We start from the raw sequence: 23,712 nt of genomic DNA on the forward strand, positions 1-23,712 counted from the left end.
ATGACGGCGTTGAGAAGACCCGCAAAAACAAAATAATCTTCCCGATGGCGCGCGCGGCGCCGCCTCCCTATCTCTCCGGCTAACGACCTCAACGACGGAACGGGGCAATGGCGAAGCGTCAACTCAAGCTCGGCGCGTTCATGCGGCCGATCAGCATCCATACCGGCGCCTGGCGCTATCCCGGGGCCTGGCCCGACGCCAACTTCAATTTCGACCACATCAAGACGCTGATCAGGAAGCTCGAGGCCGGCAAGTTCGACGCCTTCTTCATGGCCGACCATCTGGCCGTGCTCAACATGCCGATCAATGCGCTGAAGCGCAGCCACACCGTGACCTCGTTCGAGCCGTTCACGCTGCTCTCGGCGCTGGCGGCGGTCACCGAGCGGATCGGCCTGATCGCGACCGGCTCGACCACGTTCGACGAGCCCTATCACGTCGCCCGCCGCTTCGCCTCGCTCGACCACATCTCCGGCGGCCGCGCCGGCTGGAATATCGTCACCACGTCCAACCCGGACGCGGCGCTGAATTTCGGCCTTGACGACCACATGGAGCACGCCGAGCGCTACAAGCGCGCCCGCGAATTCTACGACGTCGTCACCGGCCTCTGGGATTCCTTCGCCGACGATGCCTTCGTGCGCGACGTCGAGTCCGGGCTGTTCGTCGATCCCGAGAAAATGCATGTGCTCGACCACAAGGGCCAATATCTCTCGGTGCGCGGTCCGCTGAACATCGCCCGGCCGGTGCAGGGCTGGCCGCTGATCGTACAGGCCGGCGCGTCCGACGACGGCAGGCAGCTTGCGGCCGAGACCGCGGAGGCCGTATTCACCGGCGGCGGCAGCCTCGCGGATGGGCAGAAGCTCTATGCCGACATCAAGGGCCGCATGGAGACAGTCGGGCGCGATCCCGAGCACCTGAAGATCCTGCCCGGCGCCTTCGTGGTGGTCGGCGACAGCGTCGAGGAAGCAAAGGAGAAGCGTGCGCTGCTCGACAGCCGCGTGCACTACGACAGCGCGATCGCCTCGCTGTCGGTGATCCTGGGCACCGATGCGTCGGGCTTCGATCCCGACGGACCGTTGCCGCCGATCCCCGAGACCAATGCCAGCAAGAGCGGCCGGCAGCGCCTCGTCGACGTCGCCGCGCGCGACAAGCTCACGGTGCGCCAGCTCGCCCAGCGCGTCGGCGGCTACGGCGGGCTGGCTTTCGTCGGCACGCCCCAGACCATCGCCGACCAGATGGAGGAATGGCTGACCGGGCGCGGCAGCGACGGCTTCAACATCATGTTCCCCTATCTGCCGCAGGGGCTGTTCGACTTCGTCGACAAGGTGGTGCCGGAACTGCAGAAGCGCGGGATCTTCCGGACCGAATATGAGGGACGGACGCTGCGCGAGAATTTGGGCCTGCCGCGGCCGAAAAACCGGTTCTTCGAGGCCTAATCGGCAGGAATCGCGCGAGTTTCGCCCCGGAAATCCTTGACTTCCGGCCGTTTGTGGCTAGTTTCCCGGCCAAACGCGGGCCGATTTGGCCGGCTCCCGAACTCCCCCGATTTTCGAGGTTTTGCACATGGCCAAAGCGGTCACCATCAAGGTCAAGCTCGTGTCGACGGCCGACACCGGTTTCTACTACGTTGCCAAGAAGAATTCGCGCACCATGACCGACAAGCTGGTCAAGAAGAAGTACGACCCGGTCGCGCGCAAGCACGTCGAGTTCAAGGAAGCCAAGATCAAGTAAGATCGGCTGCTTCCAGTGTTCGAACGGGGCCCTCGCGGCCCCGTTTTTGCTTTGTGGTCAGGCGTCATCCCTCATGCTTCCCGGACAGCCGCCGGGCGCAGGGCTCTCATGATCGCTCCGCTGCAGGAAGGAAACGCCGGCGGTTACTCGGTCGCCTACAAGCGCGAGGACGTCTACTTTCCGGTCTACATCACGGCCGCCCTCGCCGCGATTTTCGTCACGGCCGCGTGGATCACCGGCGCGCTCTACTGGCTGGCGCTCGCGGCGGCAGCGGCCGGCTTCACCTATTACAACATTCCGTTGCTGGAAGCCGGACGCCCGACCATCGGTGCCAATCAATACGGCGTCTTCATTCAGGCCTTCGGGCTGATCCGCTGGCGCGCGGTCGAGCGCATCGATCTCGCCGAGATCGCCGAGCGCGCCATGACCGTGCACGAGCTCCAGATCGCGCTCAATGCGCCACTCGCCAGCGCGCTGGTCGCCGACTGGCGCAAGCGACCGGCCTATCGCGCGCTGATGCGCCTGCCCTGGCGCATGGACCATCGCGGCGTGGTGCGGATCAGATTGGACCCGTTCGACCACGCGCCCGACGAGATCCATCGGACTTTTCTCAGAATGTGGCGCTACTACCGAAGCTAGCTACCGCCCACCGGCCGAGCCCGCCATGTCCCGCCGGCGCGATGCGAGCGCTCGGACGATGCAGGCATCACATCCGCCCGCCGGGTGTCGGCGACCTCCCGACCTGCGCCTTTGCCGCCGCCGAACGCTTCATCGCGCAGACCGGCATCGGCAATCTGCGCCTCGGGATGACGCGTGATGGTCATGAAGCAAACGAAACTAAAGAACAGCGACCACGCTGTGTTCCAATAGAACCAGTTCATGGGATCACCTCGAACAGCCTTTGCTCCGCAGGGCTGGCGGCGACCGCCGGCCCTGCGCAATGCCGCCCCAGTCCTACCGCCCTATTGCACGACCTCGCCGTGCAGCGCGAGGTCGAGCCCCTCGCGCTCGATCTCCTGTGTCACGCGAAGACCGACGAAGAGATTGATCACGAACAGGATGATCAGGCTCACCACTGCATCGTAAATGAAGACGGTGGCGACACCGATGCACTGGTTGATGAACTGGCCGGGATTTCCCTCCAGCGCGCCCGCCGTTCCGCCGTACTGCTCGACCGCGAACACGCCGGTGAGCAGCGCGCCGACGATGCCGCCGAGGGCATGGACGCCGAAGCAGTCCAGCGCGTCATCGTAGCTGAACATGCGCTTCAGGCCGGTGCATCCCCAGTAGCAGGCAATGCCAGCGGCGATGCCGATGGCGAAGGCGCCGACCGGCCCCACGAATCCGGAAGCCGGCGTGATCGCCACGAGGCCGGCAACGGCGCCCGAGCAGATGCCGACCACCGTCGGCTTGCCCTTGAGTGCCCATTCCACCAGCATCCAGGTAAAGCCGGCGACGGCCGTGGCGATCTGCGTCACCAGCATGGCCATGCCCGCCTGCATCCCCGCCGTGACCGCGGAGCCGGCGTTGAAGCCGAACCAGCCGACCCAGAGCAGCGAGGCGCCGATGAAGGTCAGCACCATGTTGTGCGCCGGCCCGGTCTCGACGCGCTTGCCGAGCATGATGGCGCACATCAGACCGGCGACGCCGGCATTGATATGCACGACGGTGCCGCCCGCGAAATCGAGAACCTTGACATACGCGGCGTCGTTGCCGGCCGAGAAGATGCCGTCAGGCCCCCACACCCAGTGCGCGATCGGCGCATAGACGAGGATCGCCCACAGGCCGATGAACCACAGCATCGCCGAGAACTTCATGCGCTCGGCGAACGCACCGGCAATCAGCGCCGGCGTGATGATGGCGAACGTCATCTGGAAGCAGATGTAGACGGACTCGGGGATCGTCGCGGCAAGCGGATTGGGATTGCCGATCCCGCCCTTGCCGATGTCGCTCAGGATGTCCTTGAGGAACATGCGGTCGAGGCCGCCGATGAACGGCGTGCCGGCACGGAATGCCAGGCTGTAGGTCACCACGGCGAACAGGATCGTGACCAGGCAGGTCACGGCAAAGCTCGTCATCACGGTGTCGCCGACATTCTTCTTGCGCACCATGCCGCCGTAGAACAGGCCGAGGCCCGGAACCGTCATCATCAAGACCAGCGCGACGGATGTGAGCATCCACGCGGTGTCGCCGGAATTGGGGGTGCACTTCTCGAGGATCTTGCCGCCGCAGGCCGGCGGCGCCGCCGCGTCCTCGGCCAGCGCAAGGTCGCTGAACACCAGGTAGAGAACCGCTATTCCCAACAGAGCAATTGCCAGTCGCACGAGCCTTTGGCGCGTGTATGTCATTGACTGCATCATCGTCCTCCCGTCGCAAGAAATCTCCGTGTTGGAATCGTGCTGGATCCATCCGCGCGCCAACGCGCGCCGCCGGCGAAGCGCCAACGCCATTGCGTGCCGGTCTGGAATTTCGGGTGATGTGCCGTGCTGCCTGATGTCAGACGCAACAAGCACGGGCTCGTCGGCGCCACGCGACCGTCGGGCTGGGGCGGCTGAAGATTGGCGGCGACCAGCCTCATGATTGGCCAGCCCTTCCAATGGGGTTCCCCACATCGGAAACCTCAGCAACGGGTTTCCAACTCTATTTCTTGGCCAAATCGATACAAGATTCGTGCCGCCGGCGACGGCAGCACAAGCCATTGGACATATTCGCGTTTCAATCCGAAACGGAGCAATGCCGCGATCCACTGCCGGTTCTTGCAGCAGAAACTGATCGGAAAATGGGCATCACCCGGCGACTGCCGGTTTGCTTTGCAGCCTCGATGCGGCTTGGCGCTACGCGGCCTTGAGCAGCGGCGGTTGCGACGGCCGGATCAGCGCGAACGCGACCTGGATGATGCCGCCGGCAAGGCCGAGCGCAACGCCGATCCGCCAGGCCATGGTGTAGGAGCCGAGCTGATCGTAGATCAGCCCGCCGCCATAGGCGCCGAGGAAGCTGCCGAGCTGGTGGCTCATGAAGGCAAGGCCCTGGATCATCGCCTGCCAGCGCAGCCCGAACATCTCGGCGACCGCGCCCGCAACCAAGGGACCTACGCCCATCCAGAGGAAGCCCATGATGGCGCCGAACAAGAGCGTCGAGGCCGGCGTCGCCGGCAGCATGAAGTACCAGGCCAGTGCCAGCGAGCGGAAGATGTAGATCGCACCGAGCAGCGCGAGCTTGTTCCAGCGCTGGCCGGCCCAGCCGAAGAACAGCGAGCCCAGCACGTTGAAGCCGCCGATCATGCCGAGCGTCTGGGCGCTCAGCATCGGATCGAGGCCGCAGATCGCCAGATACGACGGCAGATGCGTGGTGAGGAACACGAGCTGCATGCCGCAGACCATGTAGGCGCAGGTCATCACCACGAAGGACGCATTGCCGAACGCGGTCTTCGCCGCCGTCATGGCCGTGGCGTTGCCGATGTCGTCGCCCGCGGGCTTCGGCAGCGGAATCTTGTCGACGCGCCCGGCAAACAACGCGGCCGGGATCATGAAGACCGACAGGATTACAAAGCCGGCCAGCCCGACGCGCCAGCCGAATCCTTCATTGAGCATCTGACCGAGCGGCGCCGACAGCAGCGCACCAAGCGAGCCCGCGGCGGAGACGATGCCGAGCACGGTCGAGCGGACCGTCTCCGGCACCGCGCGCGCCGCAACCGACATCGCGATCGCATTGGCGGTGCAGGCGAGCGAGAAGCCGATCAACACACCGGCGCCGAGCATGAGCCTGATGAGCCCGTGCGCGGTCGTCATCAGCACGAGGCCGGCGATATAGGCCAACGCCCCCAGCACCATGATCGGACGGAAGCCGTAACGCACCGTCATTGCGCCGGCCATAGGCTGCAGAAAGCCCCAGGCGAGGTTTTGCACCGCGAGTGCCAGCGTGAAATGGGACACCGAGATTCCGATGTCGTGCGTCAGCGGCTGCAGGAAGATGCCGAGGCTCTGCCGCAGACCCATGCTCAGCGTGAGCATGACCGAGGCGCCGATCAGGATCGGAAGCGTGGGACGCAGGATCTGCAACAGGCGCATTGTTTTTGTTCTCCCGTCCGGGCACGGCACGATAGCCGCAGGCTGCGATTCCCGCTTGTTTTGGTTACACAGACCTGTGTAATTAGTCTATACAGAGGCTCTGCTGTCAAGCGACAAGGATCACGGCCGGCGCATGGCTTCCCCGCCTCCCAAACAGACCATGAAAGAGCGGATCCTCGAGACCGCCGACAAACTGTTCTACCTGCAGGGCATTCGCGCCATCGGCGTCGACACCATCGCGGCCGAAATCGGCATCAGCAAGCGCACGCTCTACAACCACTTCCCGTCGAAGGATGCGCTGATCGCAGCCTATCTGCAGCGCCGCTTCGTGCAGCCCCGCCCCTCCGACAAGCCACCGGCCGAACAGATCCTTGCGACCTTCGATGCGCTGGAGCGGCGCTTTGCGGCGGAGGACTTTCGCGGCTGCCCGTTCGTCAACGCCGTAGCCGAGCTCGGACCGGAGGACGAGGACCGCAGCGTGAGAGACATCGCAATCGCCTTCAAGGAAAGCCGCCGCGTCTGGTTTTGCGATCTCTTGCGCCAGCTTGGCGTCACCGACCCGGAGGGACTAGCGACCCAGCTCGTGCTGCTGGTCGACGGCTCGATCGCGCAGGACCTGGTGCGCGACGACCCGACGATGGCGCGCGCGGCCAGGGAGGCCGCCCGGGTGCTGCTGGCCAATGCCGGCGTGAAGGTCGGCAAATCCGCTTCCACTGGCAAGAAGCCCACAAGCTGAATACGGTTGCGCCTTCCCGTCGCGTTTGGTTGTTAGCGTTGACGGCGCATGACGGCATCCGCAACTGGATATTCCGTCAGGCGACATTGCCGATGCTCGCGCAACCAGCGCCCGGCACAACAGGGGAGCGACCATGGAAGACCTGAAGGTGACCGCCACCGGCTACGATTTCGCGCCGGCGCGCGCGGCCATGCAGCGCTACGTCGACGACAATCTGTTGTCCGGCATCTCCTGGACGGTGCTGGTGGGACGCGACATCGCCGAGGTCGGCTGCGTCGGCTGCGCCGACAAGGAAGCGCAAACGCCGCTGCGCACCGACCACATCTTCCGCGTCTTCTCCAACACCAAGCTGATCACCTCCTGCGCCGCGCTCTTGCTGTTCGAGGAAGGCCGCTTCAAGCTCGACGATCCCATCGAGACCTACATCCCGCAGCTCGGCAATCGCAAGGTGCTACGGCCGGGCGCGACGTCGATCGACGACACCGAGCCGGCGCAGCGATCGATCACCGTTCGCCATCTGCTGAGCCACAGCGCGGGTCTGAGCTACGGCCTGTTCGATCCGGGCACGCCGATCTTCAAGGCCTATGGCGAGCGCAAGATCCTCAATCCGATGACGCCGCTGTCCGACATGATCGACGGTCTGGCGGACCTGCCGCTGGTGTTCCATCCCGGCACGTCGTTCGAATATTCGGTCGCGATCGACGTGGTCGCCCGCCTGGTCGAGGTGATCAGCGGCCAGCCGTTCGACAGATTCATCAAGGCGCGGATCCTCGATCCGCTCGGCATGGTCGACACCGGCTTCTATGTGCCGGAGAAGGATCAGAGCCGTCTCGTCGCCTATTACGCCGGCGCTGATTTGATGGAGCCGATGAAGCCGGGACTGACCCGCACCGACAATTCGCCCTACCCCGGCGCCTATCTGCGCCCGGTGCCGCGCTTCAATGGCGGCGGCGGTCTCGTCTCCACCATGCCCGACATGGTCGCGCTGATCCGCAGCCTGCTGCCGGGCGGGCCGACGCTGCTCAAGCAGGAGACCATCGCGCAGGCGATGACCAACCAACTCGCGCCGGGCAAATGGCTTCGCTTTGCGATGATGGGCGAGCAGCCCGGCAAGGGCTACGGTCTCACCGGCGGATTGATCCTCGATCCCACCGCGCCGATCGATCACCCCGACGCCGCGGGCGAGCTCTACTGGGGCGGCGTCGCCGGCACGCAATGGTGGATTTCGCCGAAGACCGGCACAGCCGGCGTGATGATGGCGCAGCGACAGATGGCGTTCATCCACCCGTTCGTGTTCGAGTTCAAGCGGATGGCGTATGAGGCGGTGAAGCTCGGAAGGTAGCCACCGCTGTCGTCACCCGCGTTCTCAGGTGTCATACCCCGCGCATGCGGGGTATCCAGTACGCCGAGGCCTCTCGTTGAAACACCACGGCCTCTGGAATACTGGGTCACCCGCCTTCGCGGGTGACGACAAGAGCGACGATCTTAGGCCGCCGCCGAAACCACGCGGTTGCGGCCGTCGTGCTTGGCGCGATAGAGCGCCGTGTCGGCGCGCTTCAGCACGTCGCCGACCGGTTCGCCCTTGCGCTCCAGTGTGGTGAGGCCGATCGAGATCGTGACCTCGATCCGCTTGGTCCCCTTCTCGACCGAGAACGGCTCGCCGGCGATCGAGCGCCGCAGCCGCTCGGCGACCATGCCGGCGACGTGGAGATCGGTCTCCGGCATCACGACCACGAACTCCTCGCCGCCGTAGCGGCAGGCGAGATCGATGCCGCGGATCGATTTGCGGATGCGGACGGCGAATTCGCGCAGCACGTCGTCGCCGGCATCGTGGCCGTAGGTGTCGTTGATCGACTTGAAATAGTCGATGTCGAGGATCATTAGCGCCAACGGCTTGCCGCGGCTTGAAGCCTGCTCCGCGAGTGTGCCGAGATGGCTCTCCATGTAGCGGCGGTTATGCAGGCCGGTGAGCGCGTCCGTGATCGCCATCTCGATCGAGTTCTGCACATTGTCGCGCAGATGATCGGTGTAACGGCGGCGGCGGATCTGGGTGCGGGCGCGCGCCAGCAGCTCATTCTTGTCGATCGGGCGCAGCAGATAATCGTTGACGCCGATCTCGAGCCCGCGCATCAGCCGCGCATTGTTGTCGGCATCCGAGATCGCGAGGATCGGCACCTGGCGCGTGCGCTCCAGCGAGCGCGCCTGGCTGCATAGCCGCAGCCCGTCGAAATTGTCGAGGCTGAGCGAGACGATCAGCAGGTCGTAATTGCCCTCGGCGGCGTGGAACAGCGCCTCCGACGGATTGGTCTCGACGTCCACGTGGTGCTCGCTGGCCAGGATCGGCGCCAGCTTCTCGTAGGACGACGGACGGTCGTCGACCAGCAGGATGCGGCCGCCCATGCCCTTGTCGGCGATCGCGCTGCGCTCGGGCGCCTGCATGCCGATCTCGAGCGAGGTGATGGCGCGCATGCGCAACTCGTCGGTCATCATCTTCAGCCGCGTCAGCGAGCGCACGCGCGCGATCAGCACGACGTCGGAGACCGGCTTGGTGAGGAAATCATCGGCGCCGGCCTCGAGCCCGCGCACGCGATCGGAGGGACTGTCGAGCGCCGTGACGATCACCACCGGAATGAAATGCGTCGCCGGATTCGACTTCAACCGGCGGCAGACCTCGAAACCATCCATGTCCGGCATCATGACGTCGAGCAGGATGATGTCGCATTCCGCGCGCGTGCAGATCTCCAGCGCCTCGGTGCCGTTGGATGCGGTCAGCACGTCGAAATATTCGGCCGACAGGCGGGCTTCCAGCAGCTTGACGTTCGCCGGAACATCATCGACGACGAGGATACGCGCGGACATTGAACCAGTACTCCCCTATCCGATAAAGCGTCGGACAGTCTCAATGAATTTCCCGACCGAGATCGGCTTGGACAAATAGGCCTCGCAGCCGCCCTCGCGGATGCGCTCTTCGTCGCCCTTCATCGCGAAGGCCGTGACGGCGACCACCGGAATTGCGCGCAGATCGGGATCGTCCTTGATCCAGCGCGTGACCTCGAGGCCGGACACCTGCGGCAATTGGATATCCATCAGGATCAAATCGGGGCGCATTTTGCGGACGAGATCGAGCGCCTCGAAACCATTGCTGGTGCCAGAGGTCTGATAGCCATGCGCTTCCAACAGATCGCGAAAGAGCTTCATATTGAGCTCGTTGTCCTCCACGATCAGGACGGTTTTGGCCATCCCGTCCCTCCCAAATCCAGGAAACAAGCCCGGCTGCGGCACCTCGCGCACCGCGCCCGGGACGCGTCGAAAATGTGAATTCAAACTAGCGCCAGAATCGCTCTAACCCGTTAACCCGTAACTCCAACTTCCGCAGTGTGGTTTCCGTTTGCTTGTGTAGGCGCGGAAGACTCGGGCATGATGGGCCTCTCATTAGAGACCATAAGTTAACGGAAAGGCAAACCGGCGCGGTGAAAAAGCCTGTTCACAACCCCCGGGAAGTCGCTGAAATCGTTGCGATTCAGGCGCTGGGCTTCATCGCCGGCGATCCTGAGCGGCTGGGCCTGTTCCTGGCCGAAACCGGAATCGGTCCAGAGACGCTGCGGAACGCGGCGTCGAATCCTCAATTTCTTGCGAGCGTGCTCGATTTCGTGATGCGCGACGATGCGACCGTGAAGGCGTTCGCGAGCGCATCGGAACTGCACCCGACCAACATCGCCGCCGCACATCAGGCGCTCAACGATCCCAGATGGGAGCGCGACGTGCCGTGACCTCAGCCGCGGCAGCATCTCGCGGTCCCCTCGGTTTCTGCCGAGACTGCCTTGGCGATTCCCTCGGCGATCTCGACATCAAGGCAAAGCGATGCAGCCATTGCGGCTCGCCGCGGCTGGTGCGTCACCGCGCCCTGCCCACGCTGGCGCTGGCGCATATCGATTGCGATGCGTTCTATGCCACCGTCGAGAAGCGCGACAACCCTGAGATCGCCGACCGGCCCGTGATCATCGGCGGCGGCAAGCGCGGCGTGGTGTCGGCCGCCTGCTACATTGCCCGCACCTATGGCGTCCGCTCGGCAATGCCGATGTTCAAGGCGCTGGAACTCTGCCCCGACGCGGCCGTGATTCCGCCGGACATGGCGAAATATGTCCGGGTCGGGCGCGAGGTGCGCCGCGCCATGCAGGCGTTGACGCCGCTGGTCGAGCCGCTCTCGATCGACGAAGCCTTCCTCGATCTCTCCGGCACCCAGCGCGTGCACGGCATGATCCCTGCGAAAGTGCTGGCGAAGTTCGCGCGCGACGTCGAGCGCGACGTCGGGATCACGGTGTCGGTCGGGCTCTCCGTCAACAAGTTCCTGGCCAAGATCGCCTCCGATCTCGACAAGCCGCGCGGCTTTGCCGCGCTCGACCAGGAGGAGGCCCGCGAAATGCTCGCGGAGAAGCCGGTCGGCTTCATCTATGGCGTCGGGCCGGCGACGCAGGAGAAGCTGGTGCAGCGCGGCTTCCGCATCATCGCCGACCTCCAGCGCGCCGACGAGACCGAGCTGATGAAACAGTTCGGCGGCGAAGGCCGACGGTTGTGGCGACTCGCGCGCGGCATCGACGATCGCAGCGTCGTGGCCGATCGTGGCGCCAAGACGATCTCGAGCGAGACCACCTTCGAGACCGACATCCGCGACTTCGCGACGCTGGAGCGGATCTTGTGGCGGCTGTGCGAGAAGACCTCGGCACGGCTGAAGACCGGCGAGCTCTCCGGTTGCACCATCACGCTGAAGCTGAAGACCGCCGACTTCCGCCAGCGCACCCGCTCGCAATCGATCCAGACCCCAACCCAGCTTGCGGCAAAGATCTTCGCAGTGACGCGCGAGATGCTGTCCAAGGAGATAGACGGCACTGCCTTCCGCCTGATGGGCGCCGGTGTCAGCGCGCTGCGGGCGGGATCGCAGGCGAACGATTCCGACATGCTCGACCGCCGCTCCGCCCACGCCGAGCGCGCGATCGACAATCTGCGCAAGAAGTTCGGCAATGCCGCCGTGATCCGGGGCATTGCCTATGACGGGCCGGAGAAGAGCGCGGAGGAGGACTAACTCTCCTTCGTCATGGCCGGGCTTGACCCGGCCATCCATCTAAAGAGGACTCTCTCAAACGAGATGGATGCGCGGGTCAAGCCCGCAAGCGAAGATCTCAATCCGCCACCGCCACCGCCTCGATCTCGATCAGCCATTCCGGAGCCGCGAGCGCGGAGACGCCGACCAGCGTCGAGGCCGGCGGCTCCATGCCCTCGAAGAATACCGAGCGCGCCTTGCCGATGATGGGACGGAGCTCCGGCTTGTAGCCGACCACGAAGGTCGTGATCTTGACGATGTTGGCGTAAGTGGCGCCGGCGGATTTCAGCGCCAGGCCGAGATTGTGCATCACCTGCGTGGTCTGCGCGGCGAGGTCGCCGGGACCGACCACCCGTCCCTCCTCGTCGACCGACACTTGCCCCGAAATGTAGATCGTGCGCGCGCCGGAGGCGACGACGACGTGGGAATAGGCCGGATTGTGGTGCAGGCCGCTGGGGCGGAGATGTTGGTTCTTGCTCATGGATGTGCCTCCCTGGCAGGTGTGTTTGGGGGAAGCGTATCCGGCCGCGGCGCGCTCGACCAGAGAGGACGTCATTCCGGGATGGTGCGTAGCACCAGACCCGGAATCTCGAGATTCCGGGTTCGATGCTTTGCATCGCCCCGGAATGACGACTACGTCGTCACTTACACGGCTTGGCATCCTTGACGTCGAACTTGTCCATCGCGCCCGAGATCACGAAATCGTTGTAATCGAGCACCAGCGCGCGGGAGACGCCGTTCTCATAAAGCTCGAACGACATCGCATAGACCGGCGTCTGCTCGCCGTCCTTGGCCTTGGCGTCGCGGTCGTAATAGCTGACGGTCACCGGCCAGCGCGTCATCGATTTCATCACGTCGTTGGCGGTCGACGGGTCGGGCGAGGACGGCGCGGTGTCGCCGGGGATGGGACGGCCGATCACCGAGAGCGTGCTGTAGACCTTCTCGCCATTGTCGGAGCCGTCATAGACGGTCAATTCCAGCACCGACTTGCCTTCCTTGGCGGCGGCGATGATGTGCTGGATCTGCTCGGTGGGGAATACGATGTTGCCGTCGAGATCGAAGGACTTCTTCACCGGCTGGGTCAGCTTCACGGAGATGTGGTCGCCGACCCGCTCGGCGACGCCATCGACCGGTGCGGTCTCACTGTCGTTCATCCGGGTGTCGATCTTGAAGCGGTAGCTCTTGCCGGCGGCGTCCTCCCAGGACGACGAGCGCAGATCCGACAGCGTGACCTTGCCCTCGCCGCTGTCGAGCTCCGACACCTGGCGGAATTCGGAGGTGTAGCCCTCGCAGGAATTGCCCGAGAAATTGTACAGGATGCGCCCGCGCGCATCGCTGATGGCATTGCTGCCGCGCGACTTCACGAGGCTGAGATCGTAGAGCGCCTGATGCGCCAGGAACGGCCCGCCCGCGGCCAACGCCGCCGGCGCGTGGGCCAGTCCCAGTCCTGCGGCAACGGCCATCGCCTGGACCAGGGCACGCGACGGAGTCCGGAACGGCGGGATCATGGTTTTTCCTCGAGGGGACGATTCGTCACAATAGTGGCGGCCCTATTGCGCCGCAACTGGGGCAGTTTCACAAAAACGGTACGGACACAAATGGAAATGCCGGGTTTTTCGGCAGCTTTCCGCGCCTTGTCACACGGGCTATTCGCCAGCGGCCTCGCTTGCAACCAGCCCCGCGATGCGCGAAACAATCGCGGCCTGACCGCGTTTTCAGGCGTCGTGCAAAACCAACCGGGGATCAAACAAATGGCGGGTACTGTCGAGCAAAAGCTGGCGTCACAGGGCATCACATTGCCCGAGCCGGCCTCCCCGGTCGCAAACTATGTGCCGTTCGTCCGCACCGGCAACCTGCTGTTCGTGTCCGGCCAGGTCTGCTACGGCGCCGACGGCAAGCTGGTCGCCAAGGGCAAATGCGGCGCCGGCGTCAGCATCGAGCAAGGCGCAGCCGCGGCGCAGGCTTGCGCGATCAACGTGCTGGCGCAGATCAAGGCCGCGCTCGGCGACCTCGACAAGGTGGTGCGCGTGGTCCGGCTTGGCGGCTTCATCAATTCCGCGCCCGACTTCCTCGACGGACCGAAGGTCATGAACGGCGCCTCCGACCTGATGGTCGCGGCCTTCGGCGACAAGGGCCGCCACGCCCGCACCACGGTCGGCGTCGCCTCGCTGCCGGCGGACGCCGCGGTGGAAGTGGAAGGCGTGTTCGAAGTCGCCTGACCGATGCGCGCCCCGGATTGGCTGACGAAGCGGCCGGTAGCCCATCGCGGCCTGCATGATGCCGCCCGCGGCATCATCGAGAACATGCCGGCTGCGGCCAACGCTGCGATCGCGGGCAATTTCGCCATCGAATGCGATATCCAGCTCACTGCCGACGGCGAGGCGATGGTGCATCACGACGATGCGCTCGGCCGCCTCACCGAGGGCTCCGGCGCGCTGCTGACCAAGACCGCGGCCGAGTTGAAGGCGGTGCAGTTCAAGGGCACGCCCGAGCGGATGATGACGCTCGGCGACCTCTGCACGCTGGTCGCCGGCCGCGTGCCGCTGGTCGTCGAGGTGAAGAGCCACTTTGACGGCGATCGCAAGCTGGCGCAGCGGATGGCGGAGGTATTCGCCTCCTATTCCGGTCCGGTGGTCGGCATGTCGTTTGATCCCGACCAGGTGCTGGCGCTGCGCGAGATCATGCCAAAGCTGCCGCGCGGCATCACCGCCCAGCGCAGCTATGACGACAGCTCCTGGACCAAGCTGACGCCGGCGCAGCGCGACGGCATGCTTCACTTGCGGCACGGCTTCCGCACCGAGCCGCATTTCGTCGCCTTCTGGGTCAACCAGCTCCCGGCGCCGGCGCCCTGGATTGCGCGCCGCATCTTCGGCTGCCCGCTGCTGGCCTGGACCGTGCGGACGGCGGAACAGCGCGAGCGCGCCGCGCGCTACGCCGATCAGATGATTTTCGAGGGGTTTGTTCCGGGAACCTGACATGTCCCTTGCAGCCTTGAAGTCGTCGCTGCGACGCACGATCTTGGCAGGGGCAAGTCGCGTTGCTAGCCATATGCCATGGCTGATCAAGCGCATGGTCCGGAAAAGTAAGAGCCCGCCGCATTTCTCGATGGCATCTTCCGAAATCACCCTCGAAGCCGTCCCTGATATCAGCGACATCCCCGCCGCTGAGTGGGATGCGTGCGCCAATCCGACACCGGATCCGGACAGCCTGGAGAACCTCGACACGCTCGCAGGTGACTGCCAGGCGATCTCAAAGCCCGCCTATAACCCGTTCGTTTCGCATGCGTTTTTCGCTGCTGCCGAGGCCTCCAACTCGGCCTGCGCGCGAACCGGTTGGGGTCCGCGGCATCTGGTGGCAAAACTCGACGGCAAGATCGTCGGCGTGGTGCCCTGCTATCTGAAATCGCACTCGCAGGGCGAATACGTGTTCGACCGCGGCTGGGCCGAGGCCTATCACCGCGCCGGCGGCAGCTATTACCCGAAGCTTCAGGTCTCCGTGCCGTTCACGCCCGCGACCGGCCCGCGGCTCCTGATCCGGGACGGCGTCGACCGCGAGGTGATCGGCTCGGCACTGGCGCGCGGCCTGCGCGCGCTCTGCAACGCCACCGAGGCCTCCTCCGTGCACGTGACCTTTGCCCGCGAGGACGAGGCGAAGTTCCTGGGTGCACACGGCTTCCTGCAGCGCACCGATCAGCAGTTCCACTGGCACAATGACGGCTACAAGACCTTCGACGATTTCCTGGCCTCGCTGAACTCCCGCCACCGCAAGGCGATCAAGCGCGAGCGCCGCGAGGCAGTGGCCGCCGGCATCACCATCCACCATTTGACCGGCGCTGATATCACCGAGGACGCCTGGGACGCCTTCTTCGAGTTTTACATGGAGACCGGCTCGCGCAAATGGGGCCGGCCGTATCTGACCCGAAAATTCTTCTCGCTGATCGGCGAGAGCATGAGCCGGGACGTGCTGCTGGTGATGGCCAAGCGCGACGGACGCTGGATTGCGGGCGCGATCAACTTCATCGGCTCGGATACGCTGTTCGGCCGCAACTGGGGTGCGGTCGAGCACCACCCGTTCCTGCATTTCGAGGTCTGCTATTACCAGGCGATCGATTTCGCGATCCAGCGTGGCCTCAAGGTCGTCGAGGCCGGCGCGCAGGGTGAGCACAAGCTGGCACGCGGCTACCTGCCGCAGACCACCCACTCGGCGCACTTCATCGCCGATCCCGGGCTGCGCCGCGCGATCGACGATTATTTGAAGCGCGAGCGCGCCTATGTCGAGGAGGCCGGCCGCGAGCTCACCGAGGCCGGCCCGTTCCGCAAAACGCACGAGGACGACGCTTGACGTCTGGCTCGCGACCGCGACATTAACGCTCAGAAGCTTGAGGAGCCGCCGCCATGCCCGCTTACGACCCGCAAAATCCCTTCGCGAAGATCCTGCGCGGCGAATTCCCGAGCTACAAGGTCTACGAAGACGACCACGTATTGGCGTTCCTCGACATCATGCCGCGCTCGCCCGGCCACACGCTTGTCATCCCGAAGGCCCCTGCCCGCAACATCCTCGACATCACCCCCGACGACTACGCCCACGTCGCGCGCGCCGCCCACAAGATCGCCGCCGCAGCGATGAAGGCGTTCGAAGCCGACGGCATCACCGTGCAGCAGTTCAACGAACCCGCCGGCGGCCAGGTCGTATTCCATCTCCACATGCACGTGATGCCGCGCAAGGACGGCGTCGCGCTGCTGCCGCCTGCGAGCCAAAAGGAAGACGGCAAGGTGCTGGAGGCGAATGCCGCGAAGCTGATCGCGGCGCTCAAGTAACCTCCCCTCGTCATTCCGGGGCTCGCGCAGCGAGAGCCCGGAATCCATTCATCCACTCGTAACGCGGCCCGATGGATTCCGGGCTCGTCGCTGCGCGACGCCCCGGAATGACGACGGAGGAATTACTCCGTCTCGAAATCCCCGGCCTGCGGCGGGGCCAATGGCGTGAACTCACAGCGGTCCGGCTTGACGTCGATCAGCGGCGTCTCGTCGAGGCAATCGAGGCCGCGCACCAGAATGACGTTGCCCTCGACCCCGACCAGCTTGACGATCGAGGTGCCGATCGGATTGGGACGCACTGGTGTACGCAGCGAAAACACGCCGCGGGTCTTGCCGTTGTTCTTCGGGCTTTGCAGCACGATGTCGCGGCGCGACTGGTGCAGCCAGTACAGCACTTCGAGATTGCCGTAGAAATCGACCCCCTTGATCGCGGCAATCCACGGCTCGAAGATCTCGAGCCGGCACACCGGGCCGTCATGCCGCCCCTGCCGCGGCGTCTCCAGCCGCGAGGTCCAGGGCGTGCGGATCCGGCCGATGAAGACAAGGCCCGCATCGCGCGCTGCCGGCATATCGACGGCGACCTCGCCCTCGCGCAATTCCATTTCACGTACCATGTCTCAATCCAGCGATATGTTCAGTGTCTTGACCACGCCCGCCCATCGCGCGCGATCGGTCTCCACAAACTTGTCGATCTCGGCCTGGCTCTTCGGGCGCAGCGGCGGGAAGCCGATCTTCACCAGCGAAGCGCGAAACGTCTCGTCATTCAAGGCCCGGTCGAGGCTCGCCTTGATCTTGCCGGCGATCTCGTCGGGCACCTTCGATGGCGCAGCGATACCATACCAGACGCTGACCGCGTAGTCGGGATAACCGCTCTCGGCGATCGTCGGCAGATCGGGCAGATCGGGGATTCGCTCCTTTGAGCTGACGCCGAGCGCGCGCAGCATGCCGGACTTGACCGGCGGCAGCGCGGTGCCGAGCGTGTCGAACATCAGCTGGATGTTGCCGGACAACAGGTCGGTCAGCGCGGGACCGGCGCCCTTGTAGGGCACATGGGTCATCTCGACGCCGGCCATCTGCTTGAACATCTCGCCGGCGAGATGAACCGTGCCGCCGGTGCCGGCCGATCCGAAATTGAGCTTGCCGGGATTCTTCCTGGCGTAGGCGACGAACTCCGCGATCGTCTTCGCGGGCACCGACGGATTCACCTCCATGATCATCGGCGCGTCGGTGACGATCGCCAGCACGCGAAGATCGCTCGGCTGATACGGCAGCTTCTTGTAGAGCAGCGGGTTGAGCACGAAGATCGAGGCGGCCGTCACGAACAGCGTGTAGCCGTCGGGATCGGAGCGCGCCACAGCCTCGGCGCCGATCGCGCCCTGCGCGCCGGCCTTGTTCTCGACCACCACCACCTGTTTGAGATCGCGCCCGAGATATTCGCCGACGATACGGCCGAGCACATCGGTCGGTCCGCCCGCGGCATAGGGCACGACGAGCTTGATCGGACGCGTCGGATAATCGGCGCCCCGTGCGGGCAGCGCCGCAAGGATGGCGGCGAACGCGAGAATGAATGCCGATGATGCGCGCCGCCTCATGCCGTTTCTCCCATTGTTGTTCTTGGGCAGCGAGAGTAGCGGAATACGCGCGAGCCGCAATCAGCCGAGCCAATATTTGCCGGTGAGCATGACGATTTCGCCTGCGATCACGCCGGCGAAGATCGATCGTTGGGTCAGCATGAAGACCACAAAGCCCGCGGCGACGGCGCCGTAGCGCAGAAAGTCCGGGATGCTCGCCAGCGCGCCCGGCGGCTGCACCACGATCTGGGCGATGATGCCGGCGAGGATCGCGGTCGCGACCGCCCTCACCCACACCAACAACTCCGAGCTCTCGTCGATGCCGCCGCCGAACCAGAGGCCGAGCATGCGCCAGACCTGGTTGGGCAGAACGCCTGCGATGAACAGCGTGACGAGCGCATGCCAATCGCCGATGAAGCCATTCATGCGCGTGCCCTCACCGTGCCGGCTCTCACGCGGTGGACACCATAAGCGATGGTTCCGGCGGCGACGCCGCTGACCAGGATATCGACGCCGCTGTTGAGCATTGCCGCCAGCGGGAACAGCAAGAGCCCGAGCACCAGCGCCACGACGTCGGCGAGCTCGCGACAATTGCGCGCGGTGGAGAACAGGAAGGCGAGCGGCGTCAGCATCAGCATGCCGGCGGCCAACAGCGGCGAGAGATTGGCGGCGAGCGTATAGCCGATCGTGTTGGCGATCAGACAGACCGTGACCAGCCCGCAGCCAAGCCCGTGCACGAAAGCGATCCGCCTGTTGCGCGGCACCTGCGGCAGGAAGCGGAAGCATTCGACCCATAGCGTGACCGCGGTGAGATGCGCGACCAAAATGAGCTGCCGCCGTTTGGTCTGCTCGGTGCGCATCATCGGCAGCACCGACACCACCATCGGAAACAGCCGGATGGCGCTCACGGTCACCGCGATTGCCGATTGCAGCACCGTGGCGCCGGAGCCAAGCGTCGTGATCACGATGATCTGTGCCGGCCCCGCCCAGACGAACGCCGTGCTCGCCAGGGTCCAGAGCAGCGAGAAGCCGGAATCATGCGCGAGCGCGCCGATGCCGAGATAGGTCGCAAACAGCACCAGCGTCAGCACGGTCGCCCCGATCGACCGCGCGCCCCACAGGAAGGCGCGGAACGAAGTCTGCCATTGCGGAGAATCGAGCGGAGGAAGTGCCACGGGGAACCGAATGGTTTCGCAATGATGGCGGCTTAGAGGGCGCGGAACGCGTGGTCAAGCAAGCGCAGGGACAAGGCCGGTATGCGACGGTCTCACTCCAACCGTCATTGCGAGCGAAGCGAAGCAATCCACGCCTCCACGTATGCGGATCGATAGATTGCTTCGTCGCTTCGCTCCTCGCAATGACGTGGAGACGTCACGCCCGGTTCTTCAGCACGAAGCAGGCGCCGCCGGCCTTGCGGATGCGGCCGCAGAGCGCGTCGGCTTCGGGGCGCGTGTCGGCGCCGATGCGCACCTGGTAGAAGGTGGCCGCACCGCGGCTGCGCAGGCGCGAGCCGAGCAGGCTCGGGTCCTGGTCGCCGATCACGGCGGAGAGCCGCTTCATCGCGCGGGCATACATCGCGAGCGCCTTGTCGCGCGAGAAGCCGGCGGCGAGCTGCACGCCCCAGACCTTGGCGGCGGACAATGTGATGTGCTGTTCGAGCCCGGCGACGAACGGATTCGGCGCACGCCGCAACAGCGCCATCAGCTCGCGGCAGCTCCTGGTCGATCCGCGCTCCGGCATCTTGCCATTGCGGCCAGCAGCGGCCCAGTCGTCGACGCTGGAGCCGGTGATGGCCGAAACGTAGTTGCGCGTCTCGATCGGCATGTAGCCGGCGCCGCCGAGCCAGTCCTGGATCCGGCGCGGGCCGGCATTATAGGCTGCTGCCGCAAGGCCGAGATTGCCGAATTGATTGCGCAGCTCGCTGAGATATTCGGCGGATTTCGGCAGCGCCTGCACCGGATTGAAGGGATCGAGCAGCCCGCGCTCGTTGGCCGTGCCCGGCATGAACTGCGCGATGCCCTGCGCGCGCTGGCCGTTGCGGGTGACGGGGCCGACCGCATCGGGCTGGAAACGGCTCTCCTGCCAGATCACGCGGGCGAAGAATTCGAGCGGCAGGTCGTTGGCCCGCGCCGCGGATTCGATCATCAGGCACATCGCCTCGCGGGCGTCGGTCTCGCGCGCGTCGTCCGCAGGCTTGTCGGGGGTCGCGGCCTTCTCCGCCGCTTGTGGCGGCGTCTGCTCGGCAGGCGCTGCGGGCTTATCCGCTTGCGGCGCCACGGGTGTCTCGGCAGGCTTTTCCGCGGGAGGCGTCGCGGGCTGCTCTGCGGCCGGCGGCGCTGATGCGGCCGGCGCCGTGTCGTCCGCGCGCGCCCCCCATGGCGACGACAGGATCGCAAGCATGCTCAGTCCGGCAACCAGGGCTGTTCGCATCGCAAGTCTGTTCCCGCGCGGCGCGGCTTGACACCGCAAATCTCTCGTCTAGCTATGACGGACAATGATGAAGCGCAAAAGGGAGCGCAACATGGCCGCACCATCGGACGATCAGCTCGGTTTCGCCCCCGACGACGACGTCGCAATCGGCTACATGAAGCGGACCCGCGATTACTACGCGGCGATCGGCTACACCACCCCTTACCGCTGGGCGCATTACACCACGGCCCCGTTCCAGCCGCTGACCAAGCCGCTCAACCAGTCGCGCGTGACCATCATCACGACCGCGGCGCCGTTCGATCCCGCCAAGGGCGACCAGGACCCTGGGGCGAAATACAATGGCGGCGCCAAGTTCTACGCGGTCTATGACGGCGATACGTCGGCGCCGCATGATTTGCGGATTTCCCATATCGCCTACGACCGCACCCACACCTCGGCCACCGACAGCAACACCTGGTTCCCACTGGCGCAGTTCAAGCGCCTCGCCACTGAGGGCCGCATCGGCGAGGTCGCCCCGCGCTTCTTCGGCGCCCCGACCAACCGCAGCCACCGCGCCACCATCGAGACCGATGCGCCGGAGATCCTCAGGCGTTGCCGCGCCGACGGCGTCGATGCCGCGGTGCTGGTGCCGAACTGCCCGGTGTGCCACCAGACCGTCAGCCTGGTGGCGCGGCATCTCGAAGAAAACGGCATCCCGACCCTGGTGATGGGCTGCGCCAAGGACATCGTCGAGCACGCCGCGGTGCCGCGCTTTTTGTTCTCGGATTTCCCGCTCGGCAATTCCGCCGGCAAGCCGCATGATGTCGCCTCGCAGGCGTTCACGCTGGAACTTGCATTGCGCGTGCTGGAGACCGCGCCTGGTCCGCAGACCACCGTGCAGTCACCGCTGCGCTGGAGCGAGGATTCCTCCTGGAAGCGCGACTACAGCAATGCCGACGCTCTGAGCGCGGACGAACTGGCGCGCCTGCGCCGCGAGTTCGACGCGCAGAAGGAGATCGCGAAGGGCCTTCGCGTCGCGTAGTGGACCATCGCTTACCAGGCTAACGGTGTCGTCCCCCGGCCTGTGCGCAATTGCGCACATGGACCGGGGGACCCAGTATTCCAGAGACGGTTGTAAGCTACGGAGAAGCCGCGGCGTACTGGGTCCCCCGGTCGAGCCGGGGGACGACAGTGGAGAGGCTTCTCTCAACGGGCCTTCACTAATACCGGAACTGCGCTCTGTGAGTATTCTTCCGTTGCCTCCGCATAGTGGCGCGCCAGCGCCGCGCAGGTCATCAGCTGTATCTGGTGGAACAGCATCAGCGGCAGCACGATCAGCCCGACCGATTGACCGGCGAGCAGCACGCTCGCCATCGGCAACCCGCTCGCGAGGCTTTTCTTCGAGCCGCAGAACATGATGGCGATGCGGTCGGCGCGGGAGAAGCCGAGCAGCTGACTGCCGAAATTGGTGATCAGCAGCACGATCACCAGCAGCAACGCGTCGATGCCGAGCACGATCGCGAGTTGCGTGGCATTCACCTGATGCCAGATGCCGTGGCTGACGCCGTCGCTGAAGGCGGTGTAGACGATCAGCAGGATCGAGCCGCGGTCGACCAGGCCGAGCAGCCCGTTGTGCCGGGCGACCCAGCGGCCGATCAACGGCCGCGACAATTGTCCCGCCACGAACGGCAGCAACAGCTGCACCACGATGTCGAGCGCAGCGTGGCCTGAGACGGTGCCATGGCGCGACAGCAATAGGCCGGCCAGCAGCGGCGTCATGACGATGCCGAGCAGATTGGAAGCCGTCGCCGAGCACAGCGCCGCCGAGACGTTGCCGCGCGCGATCGAGGTGAAGGCGATCGAGGACTGCACGGTCGACGGCGAGATGCAGATCAGGATCACGCCCGCCCACAATGCCGGCGTCAGCAGATGCGGCGCCAGTGTGTGCGCGGCAACGCCGAGCAGCGGGAACAGGACGAAGGTTGCGAGGAAAATGACGAGATGCAGGCGCCAGTGCCGGGCGCCGACCAGCGCCTCCGAGGTCGACAGCCTGGCACCATGGAGAAAGAACAGCAGCGCGATCGCCGCATCGGTGGCGTAGCTGCCGATCACGGTGCCCTGCCCGTGCAGCGGCAGCAGAGTGGCAAGCCCGACCATGCCGACAATGGCGAGGATGTAGGGATCGACGGGGACAAATGATCGCAGGCGGTTCAGGGTCATGACGGCTTCCTTTCCTCCCGAAAAGGTGCGCCCGGCCGCGCCAATTGTGAACCGCGCTTACTGATGTTACTGTGATTGCGTTATGTAATAACAGGCGGCTTCCATGCTCGACCCGACCCAGCTCGAAACCTTCCTGACGGTGGCCCAGACGGAGAACTTCACCGAGGCCGGCCGCCGCCTCGGGCTGAAGCAATCGACGGTGAGCCAGCACATCCGCAAGCTCGAAGCGGCCGCCGGCCGGCGCCTGTTCGTGCGCGACACCCATTCGGTCACGCTGACCGCCGATGGTGACGCGATGACCGGCTTCGCGCGCGCCGTGCTCGACGCCAATGCGCGCGCCCGCGACTACTTTGCGGGATCGCAGGTGCGCGGAAAAATCCGCTTCGGCGCCGCCGAGGACTTTGCCAATTCGCGGCTGCCGGATCTGCTGCGCGATTTCGTCCGCCGCCACCCGCAGGTCGACCTCGAGCTGACGATCGGCCTGAGCGCCGGCCTCTATCAGCAGCTCGACGCCGGCGAGCTCGACCTCGTGCTGGGCAAGCGCCGCACTGGCGACACGCTGGGCCAACTGGTCTGGCAGGACCGCCTGGTGTGGACCGGCGCGCCAGGCATGCGGCTCGATCCGGATCAACCGCTGCCGCTGATCCTCTATTCGGCCCCGAGCGTCAGCCGCAGCGTGGTGCTGGAGGAGATGGAGCGGTTCGGACGGCCCTTTCGCATCGTCTGCTCCAGCGGCAGCCTTTACGGGCTGCGTGCCGCAGCACTGGCCGGCCTCGGCATCACCCCACAGGCGCAGGGCCTGATCCCCGATGGCCTCGCGGAGATGCCGCCCTCAGGCCTGCCGCCGCTCGGCAATGTCGAGTTCGTGGTCCGCACCGCGCGCCGGACGAGACGCGGCCCGGCCGCCGAATTGGCGCAAGCGATCACGGCGCATGGGGGCAGGTTGCGGCCGTAAGAAACGATAGCCCCTGGGCGAACAGAGATTTCGGATTATTGGAATAATCCCACTGAGTTGCCCGACGTGTCAAGTGCCGTATCGAAAGCCGTATCGAAAGCCGGCAGCCGG

Annotated in this window: 26 protein-coding genes; 13 read left to right on the forward strand and 13 right to left on the reverse strand. The window is 65.3% G+C overall.

All coding sequences use genetic code 11. The features are described from left to right. Window positions 1–107 precede the first annotated feature (107 nt). The 3 genes from IC762_RS20960 (at window position 108) to IC762_RS20970 (ending at window position 2,367) form a co-directional block, all read left to right on the forward strand. Window positions 108–1,433 carry an LLM class flavin-dependent oxidoreductase gene (locus tag IC762_RS20960; protein WP_195784143.1) on the forward strand — a complete coding sequence of 442 codons (1,326 nt, stop codon included), beginning with the start codon at window positions 108–110 and terminating at the stop codon, window positions 1,431–1,433. Window positions 1,434–1,560: 127 nt separating this feature from the next. Beyond that, the gene (gene rpmG / locus IC762_RS20965; protein WP_018271988.1) at window positions 1,561–1,728 is read left to right on the forward strand and encodes a 50S ribosomal protein L33; all 168 of its coding nucleotides are present in this window, start codon (window positions 1,561–1,563) and stop codon (window positions 1,726–1,728) included. Window positions 1,729–1,836: 108 nt separating this feature from the next. Beyond that, window positions 1,837–2,367 carry a hypothetical protein gene (locus IC762_RS20970; RefSeq protein ID WP_195784144.1) on the forward strand — a complete coding sequence of 177 codons (531 nt, stop codon included), beginning with the start codon at window positions 1,837–1,839 and terminating at the stop codon, window positions 2,365–2,367. Here the strand turns inward: IC762_RS20970 and IC762_RS35315 are convergent. The 3 genes from IC762_RS35315 to IC762_RS20985 form a co-directional block, all read right to left on the reverse strand. Next, on the reverse strand, window positions 2,364–2,609 hold the full coding sequence (locus IC762_RS35315) for a hypothetical protein (RefSeq protein ID WP_246801765.1): 246 nt from the start codon (window positions 2,607–2,609) through the stop codon (window positions 2,364–2,366). The two genes, IC762_RS20970 and IC762_RS35315, sit on opposite strands and share 4 nt — an antisense overlap. Window positions 2,610–2,690: 81 nt before the next feature. Then, the gene (locus IC762_RS20980) at window positions 2,691–4,088 is read right to left on the reverse strand and encodes an ammonium transporter (RefSeq protein WP_195784145.1); all 1,398 of its coding nucleotides are present in this window, start codon (window positions 4,086–4,088) and stop codon (window positions 2,691–2,693) included. Between the two features lie 474 nt (window positions 4,089–4,562). Next, window positions 4,563–5,795, reverse strand: coding sequence for an MFS transporter (locus IC762_RS20985; protein WP_195784146.1), 1,233 nt, complete (start codon window positions 5,793–5,795; stop codon window positions 4,563–4,565). Window positions 5,796–5,928: 133 nt separating this feature from the next. Here IC762_RS20985 and IC762_RS20990 point away from each other — a divergent pair, with 133 nt between their 5' ends. Continuing rightward, window positions 5,929–6,531 (forward strand): TetR/AcrR family transcriptional regulator, encoded by a 603-nt coding sequence (locus IC762_RS20990; protein ID WP_195784147.1) that lies wholly within the window; start codon window positions 5,929–5,931, stop codon window positions 6,529–6,531. Between the two features lie 133 nt (window positions 6,532–6,664). Beyond that, window positions 6,665–7,873 (forward strand): serine hydrolase domain-containing protein, encoded by a 1,209-nt coding sequence (locus tag IC762_RS20995; protein ID WP_246801127.1) that lies wholly within the window; start codon window positions 6,665–6,667, stop codon window positions 7,871–7,873. Window positions 7,874–8,016: 143 nt separating this feature from the next. Here the strand turns inward: IC762_RS20995 and IC762_RS21000 are convergent, their stop codons facing one another. Then, entirely contained in the window at window positions 8,017–9,390 is a 1,374-nt protein-coding gene (locus tag IC762_RS21000; protein WP_195784148.1) for a PleD family two-component system response regulator, read from the reverse strand. A gap of 15 nt (window positions 9,391–9,405) precedes the next feature. After that, complete coding sequence (locus IC762_RS21005) at window positions 9,406–9,771, reverse strand: response regulator (protein ID WP_195790219.1); 366 nt, start codon at window positions 9,769–9,771, stop codon at window positions 9,406–9,408. 230 nt (window positions 9,772–10,001) lie between these two features. Between IC762_RS21005 and IC762_RS21010 the strand changes: the two genes are divergently transcribed. Together IC762_RS21010 and IC762_RS21015 are read left to right on the forward strand one after the other, a co-directional pair. Beyond that, on the forward strand, window positions 10,002–10,301 hold the full coding sequence (locus tag IC762_RS21010; protein ID WP_195784149.1) for a DUF3572 domain-containing protein: 300 nt from the start codon (window positions 10,002–10,004) through the stop codon (window positions 10,299–10,301). Further along, window positions 10,280–11,611: a DNA polymerase IV gene (locus IC762_RS21015; protein ID WP_195784150.1), complete on the forward strand. Its 1,332-nt coding sequence runs from the start codon at window positions 10,280–10,282 to the stop codon at window positions 11,609–11,611. The genes IC762_RS21010 and IC762_RS21015 overlap by 22 nt, the downstream gene beginning before the upstream one ends. Window positions 11,612–11,708: 97 nt before the next feature. Here IC762_RS21015 and IC762_RS21020 read toward each other — a convergent pair whose 3' ends face one another. Further along, window positions 11,709–12,110: a RidA family protein gene (locus IC762_RS21020; protein WP_195784151.1), complete on the reverse strand. Its 402-nt coding sequence runs from the start codon at window positions 12,108–12,110 to the stop codon at window positions 11,709–11,711. Window positions 12,111–12,270: 160 nt separating this feature from the next. Further along, window positions 12,271–13,137, reverse strand: coding sequence for a cell envelope integrity EipB family protein (locus IC762_RS21025; RefSeq protein WP_195784152.1), 867 nt, complete (start codon window positions 13,135–13,137; stop codon window positions 12,271–12,273). 243 nt (window positions 13,138–13,380) lie between these two features. Between IC762_RS21025 and IC762_RS21030 the strand changes: the two genes are divergently transcribed. From IC762_RS21030 to IC762_RS21045, 4 genes are all read left to right on the forward strand, one after another. Next, window positions 13,381–13,848: a RidA family protein gene (locus IC762_RS21030; protein WP_195784153.1), complete on the forward strand. Its 468-nt coding sequence runs from the start codon at window positions 13,381–13,383 to the stop codon at window positions 13,846–13,848. 3 nt (window positions 13,849–13,851) lie between these two features. Beyond that, window positions 13,852–14,604 carry a glycerophosphodiester phosphodiesterase family protein gene (locus IC762_RS21035; RefSeq protein WP_195784154.1) on the forward strand — a complete coding sequence of 251 codons (753 nt, stop codon included), beginning with the start codon at window positions 13,852–13,854 and terminating at the stop codon, window positions 14,602–14,604. A gap of 130 nt (window positions 14,605–14,734) precedes the next feature. Next, window positions 14,735–15,970: a GNAT family N-acetyltransferase gene (locus IC762_RS21040; protein WP_195784155.1), complete on the forward strand. Its 1,236-nt coding sequence runs from the start codon at window positions 14,735–14,737 to the stop codon at window positions 15,968–15,970. A 53-nt stretch (window positions 15,971–16,023) separates the two neighbouring features. Continuing rightward, window positions 16,024–16,446 (forward strand): HIT domain-containing protein, encoded by a 423-nt coding sequence (locus IC762_RS21045; RefSeq protein WP_195784156.1) that lies wholly within the window; start codon window positions 16,024–16,026, stop codon window positions 16,444–16,446. A 122-nt stretch (window positions 16,447–16,568) separates the two neighbouring features. Here IC762_RS21045 and tsaA read toward each other — a convergent pair whose 3' ends face one another. From tsaA to IC762_RS21070, 5 genes are all read right to left on the reverse strand, one after another. Continuing rightward, window positions 16,569–17,060, reverse strand: coding sequence for a tRNA (N6-threonylcarbamoyladenosine(37)-N6)-methyltransferase TrmO (tsaA, locus tag IC762_RS21050; protein ID WP_195784157.1), 492 nt, complete (start codon window positions 17,058–17,060; stop codon window positions 16,569–16,571). A gap of 3 nt (window positions 17,061–17,063) precedes the next feature. Next, the gene (locus IC762_RS21055) at window positions 17,064–18,038 is read right to left on the reverse strand and encodes a Bug family tripartite tricarboxylate transporter substrate binding protein (RefSeq protein ID WP_195784158.1); all 975 of its coding nucleotides are present in this window, start codon (window positions 18,036–18,038) and stop codon (window positions 17,064–17,066) included. A 60-nt stretch (window positions 18,039–18,098) separates the two neighbouring features. After that, the gene (locus IC762_RS21060; protein ID WP_195784159.1) at window positions 18,099–18,443 is read right to left on the reverse strand and encodes an AzlD domain-containing protein; all 345 of its coding nucleotides are present in this window, start codon (window positions 18,441–18,443) and stop codon (window positions 18,099–18,101) included. After that, window positions 18,440–19,192, reverse strand: a complete 753-nt coding sequence (locus IC762_RS21065; protein ID WP_195784160.1) for an AzlC family ABC transporter permease — start codon at window positions 19,190–19,192, stop codon at window positions 18,440–18,442. Before IC762_RS21065 ends, IC762_RS21060 begins: the two co-directional genes overlap by 4 nt. A gap of 196 nt (window positions 19,193–19,388) precedes the next feature. Then, the gene (locus IC762_RS21070; protein WP_433995842.1) at window positions 19,389–20,447 is read right to left on the reverse strand and encodes a transglycosylase SLT domain-containing protein; all 1,059 of its coding nucleotides are present in this window, start codon (window positions 20,445–20,447) and stop codon (window positions 19,389–19,391) included. 91 nt (window positions 20,448–20,538) lie between these two features. Here IC762_RS21070 and IC762_RS21075 point away from each other — a divergent pair, with 91 nt between their 5' ends. Continuing rightward, window positions 20,539–21,468 carry a glycine/sarcosine/betaine reductase selenoprotein B family protein gene (locus IC762_RS21075; RefSeq protein WP_195784161.1) on the forward strand — a complete coding sequence of 310 codons (930 nt, stop codon included), beginning with the start codon at window positions 20,539–20,541 and terminating at the stop codon, window positions 21,466–21,468. Window positions 21,469–21,632: 164 nt separating this feature from the next. Here IC762_RS21075 and IC762_RS21080 read toward each other — a convergent pair whose 3' ends face one another. Next, a complete protein-coding gene (locus tag IC762_RS21080) occupies window positions 21,633–22,631 on the reverse strand; it encodes a bile acid:sodium symporter family protein (protein WP_210338468.1) in 999 nt (332 codons plus the stop codon). A 118-nt stretch (window positions 22,632–22,749) separates the two neighbouring features. On the opposite strand from IC762_RS21080, the gene IC762_RS21085 reads away from it, so the two are divergent. After that, window positions 22,750–23,601, forward strand: coding sequence for a LysR family transcriptional regulator (locus IC762_RS21085; protein ID WP_195784163.1), 852 nt, complete (start codon window positions 22,750–22,752; stop codon window positions 23,599–23,601). Window positions 23,602–23,712 lie beyond the last annotated feature (111 nt).

This window comes from Bradyrhizobium genosp. L, from assembly GCF_015624485.1.
Taxonomy (GTDB): Bacteria; Pseudomonadota; Alphaproteobacteria; order Rhizobiales; family Xanthobacteraceae; genus Bradyrhizobium.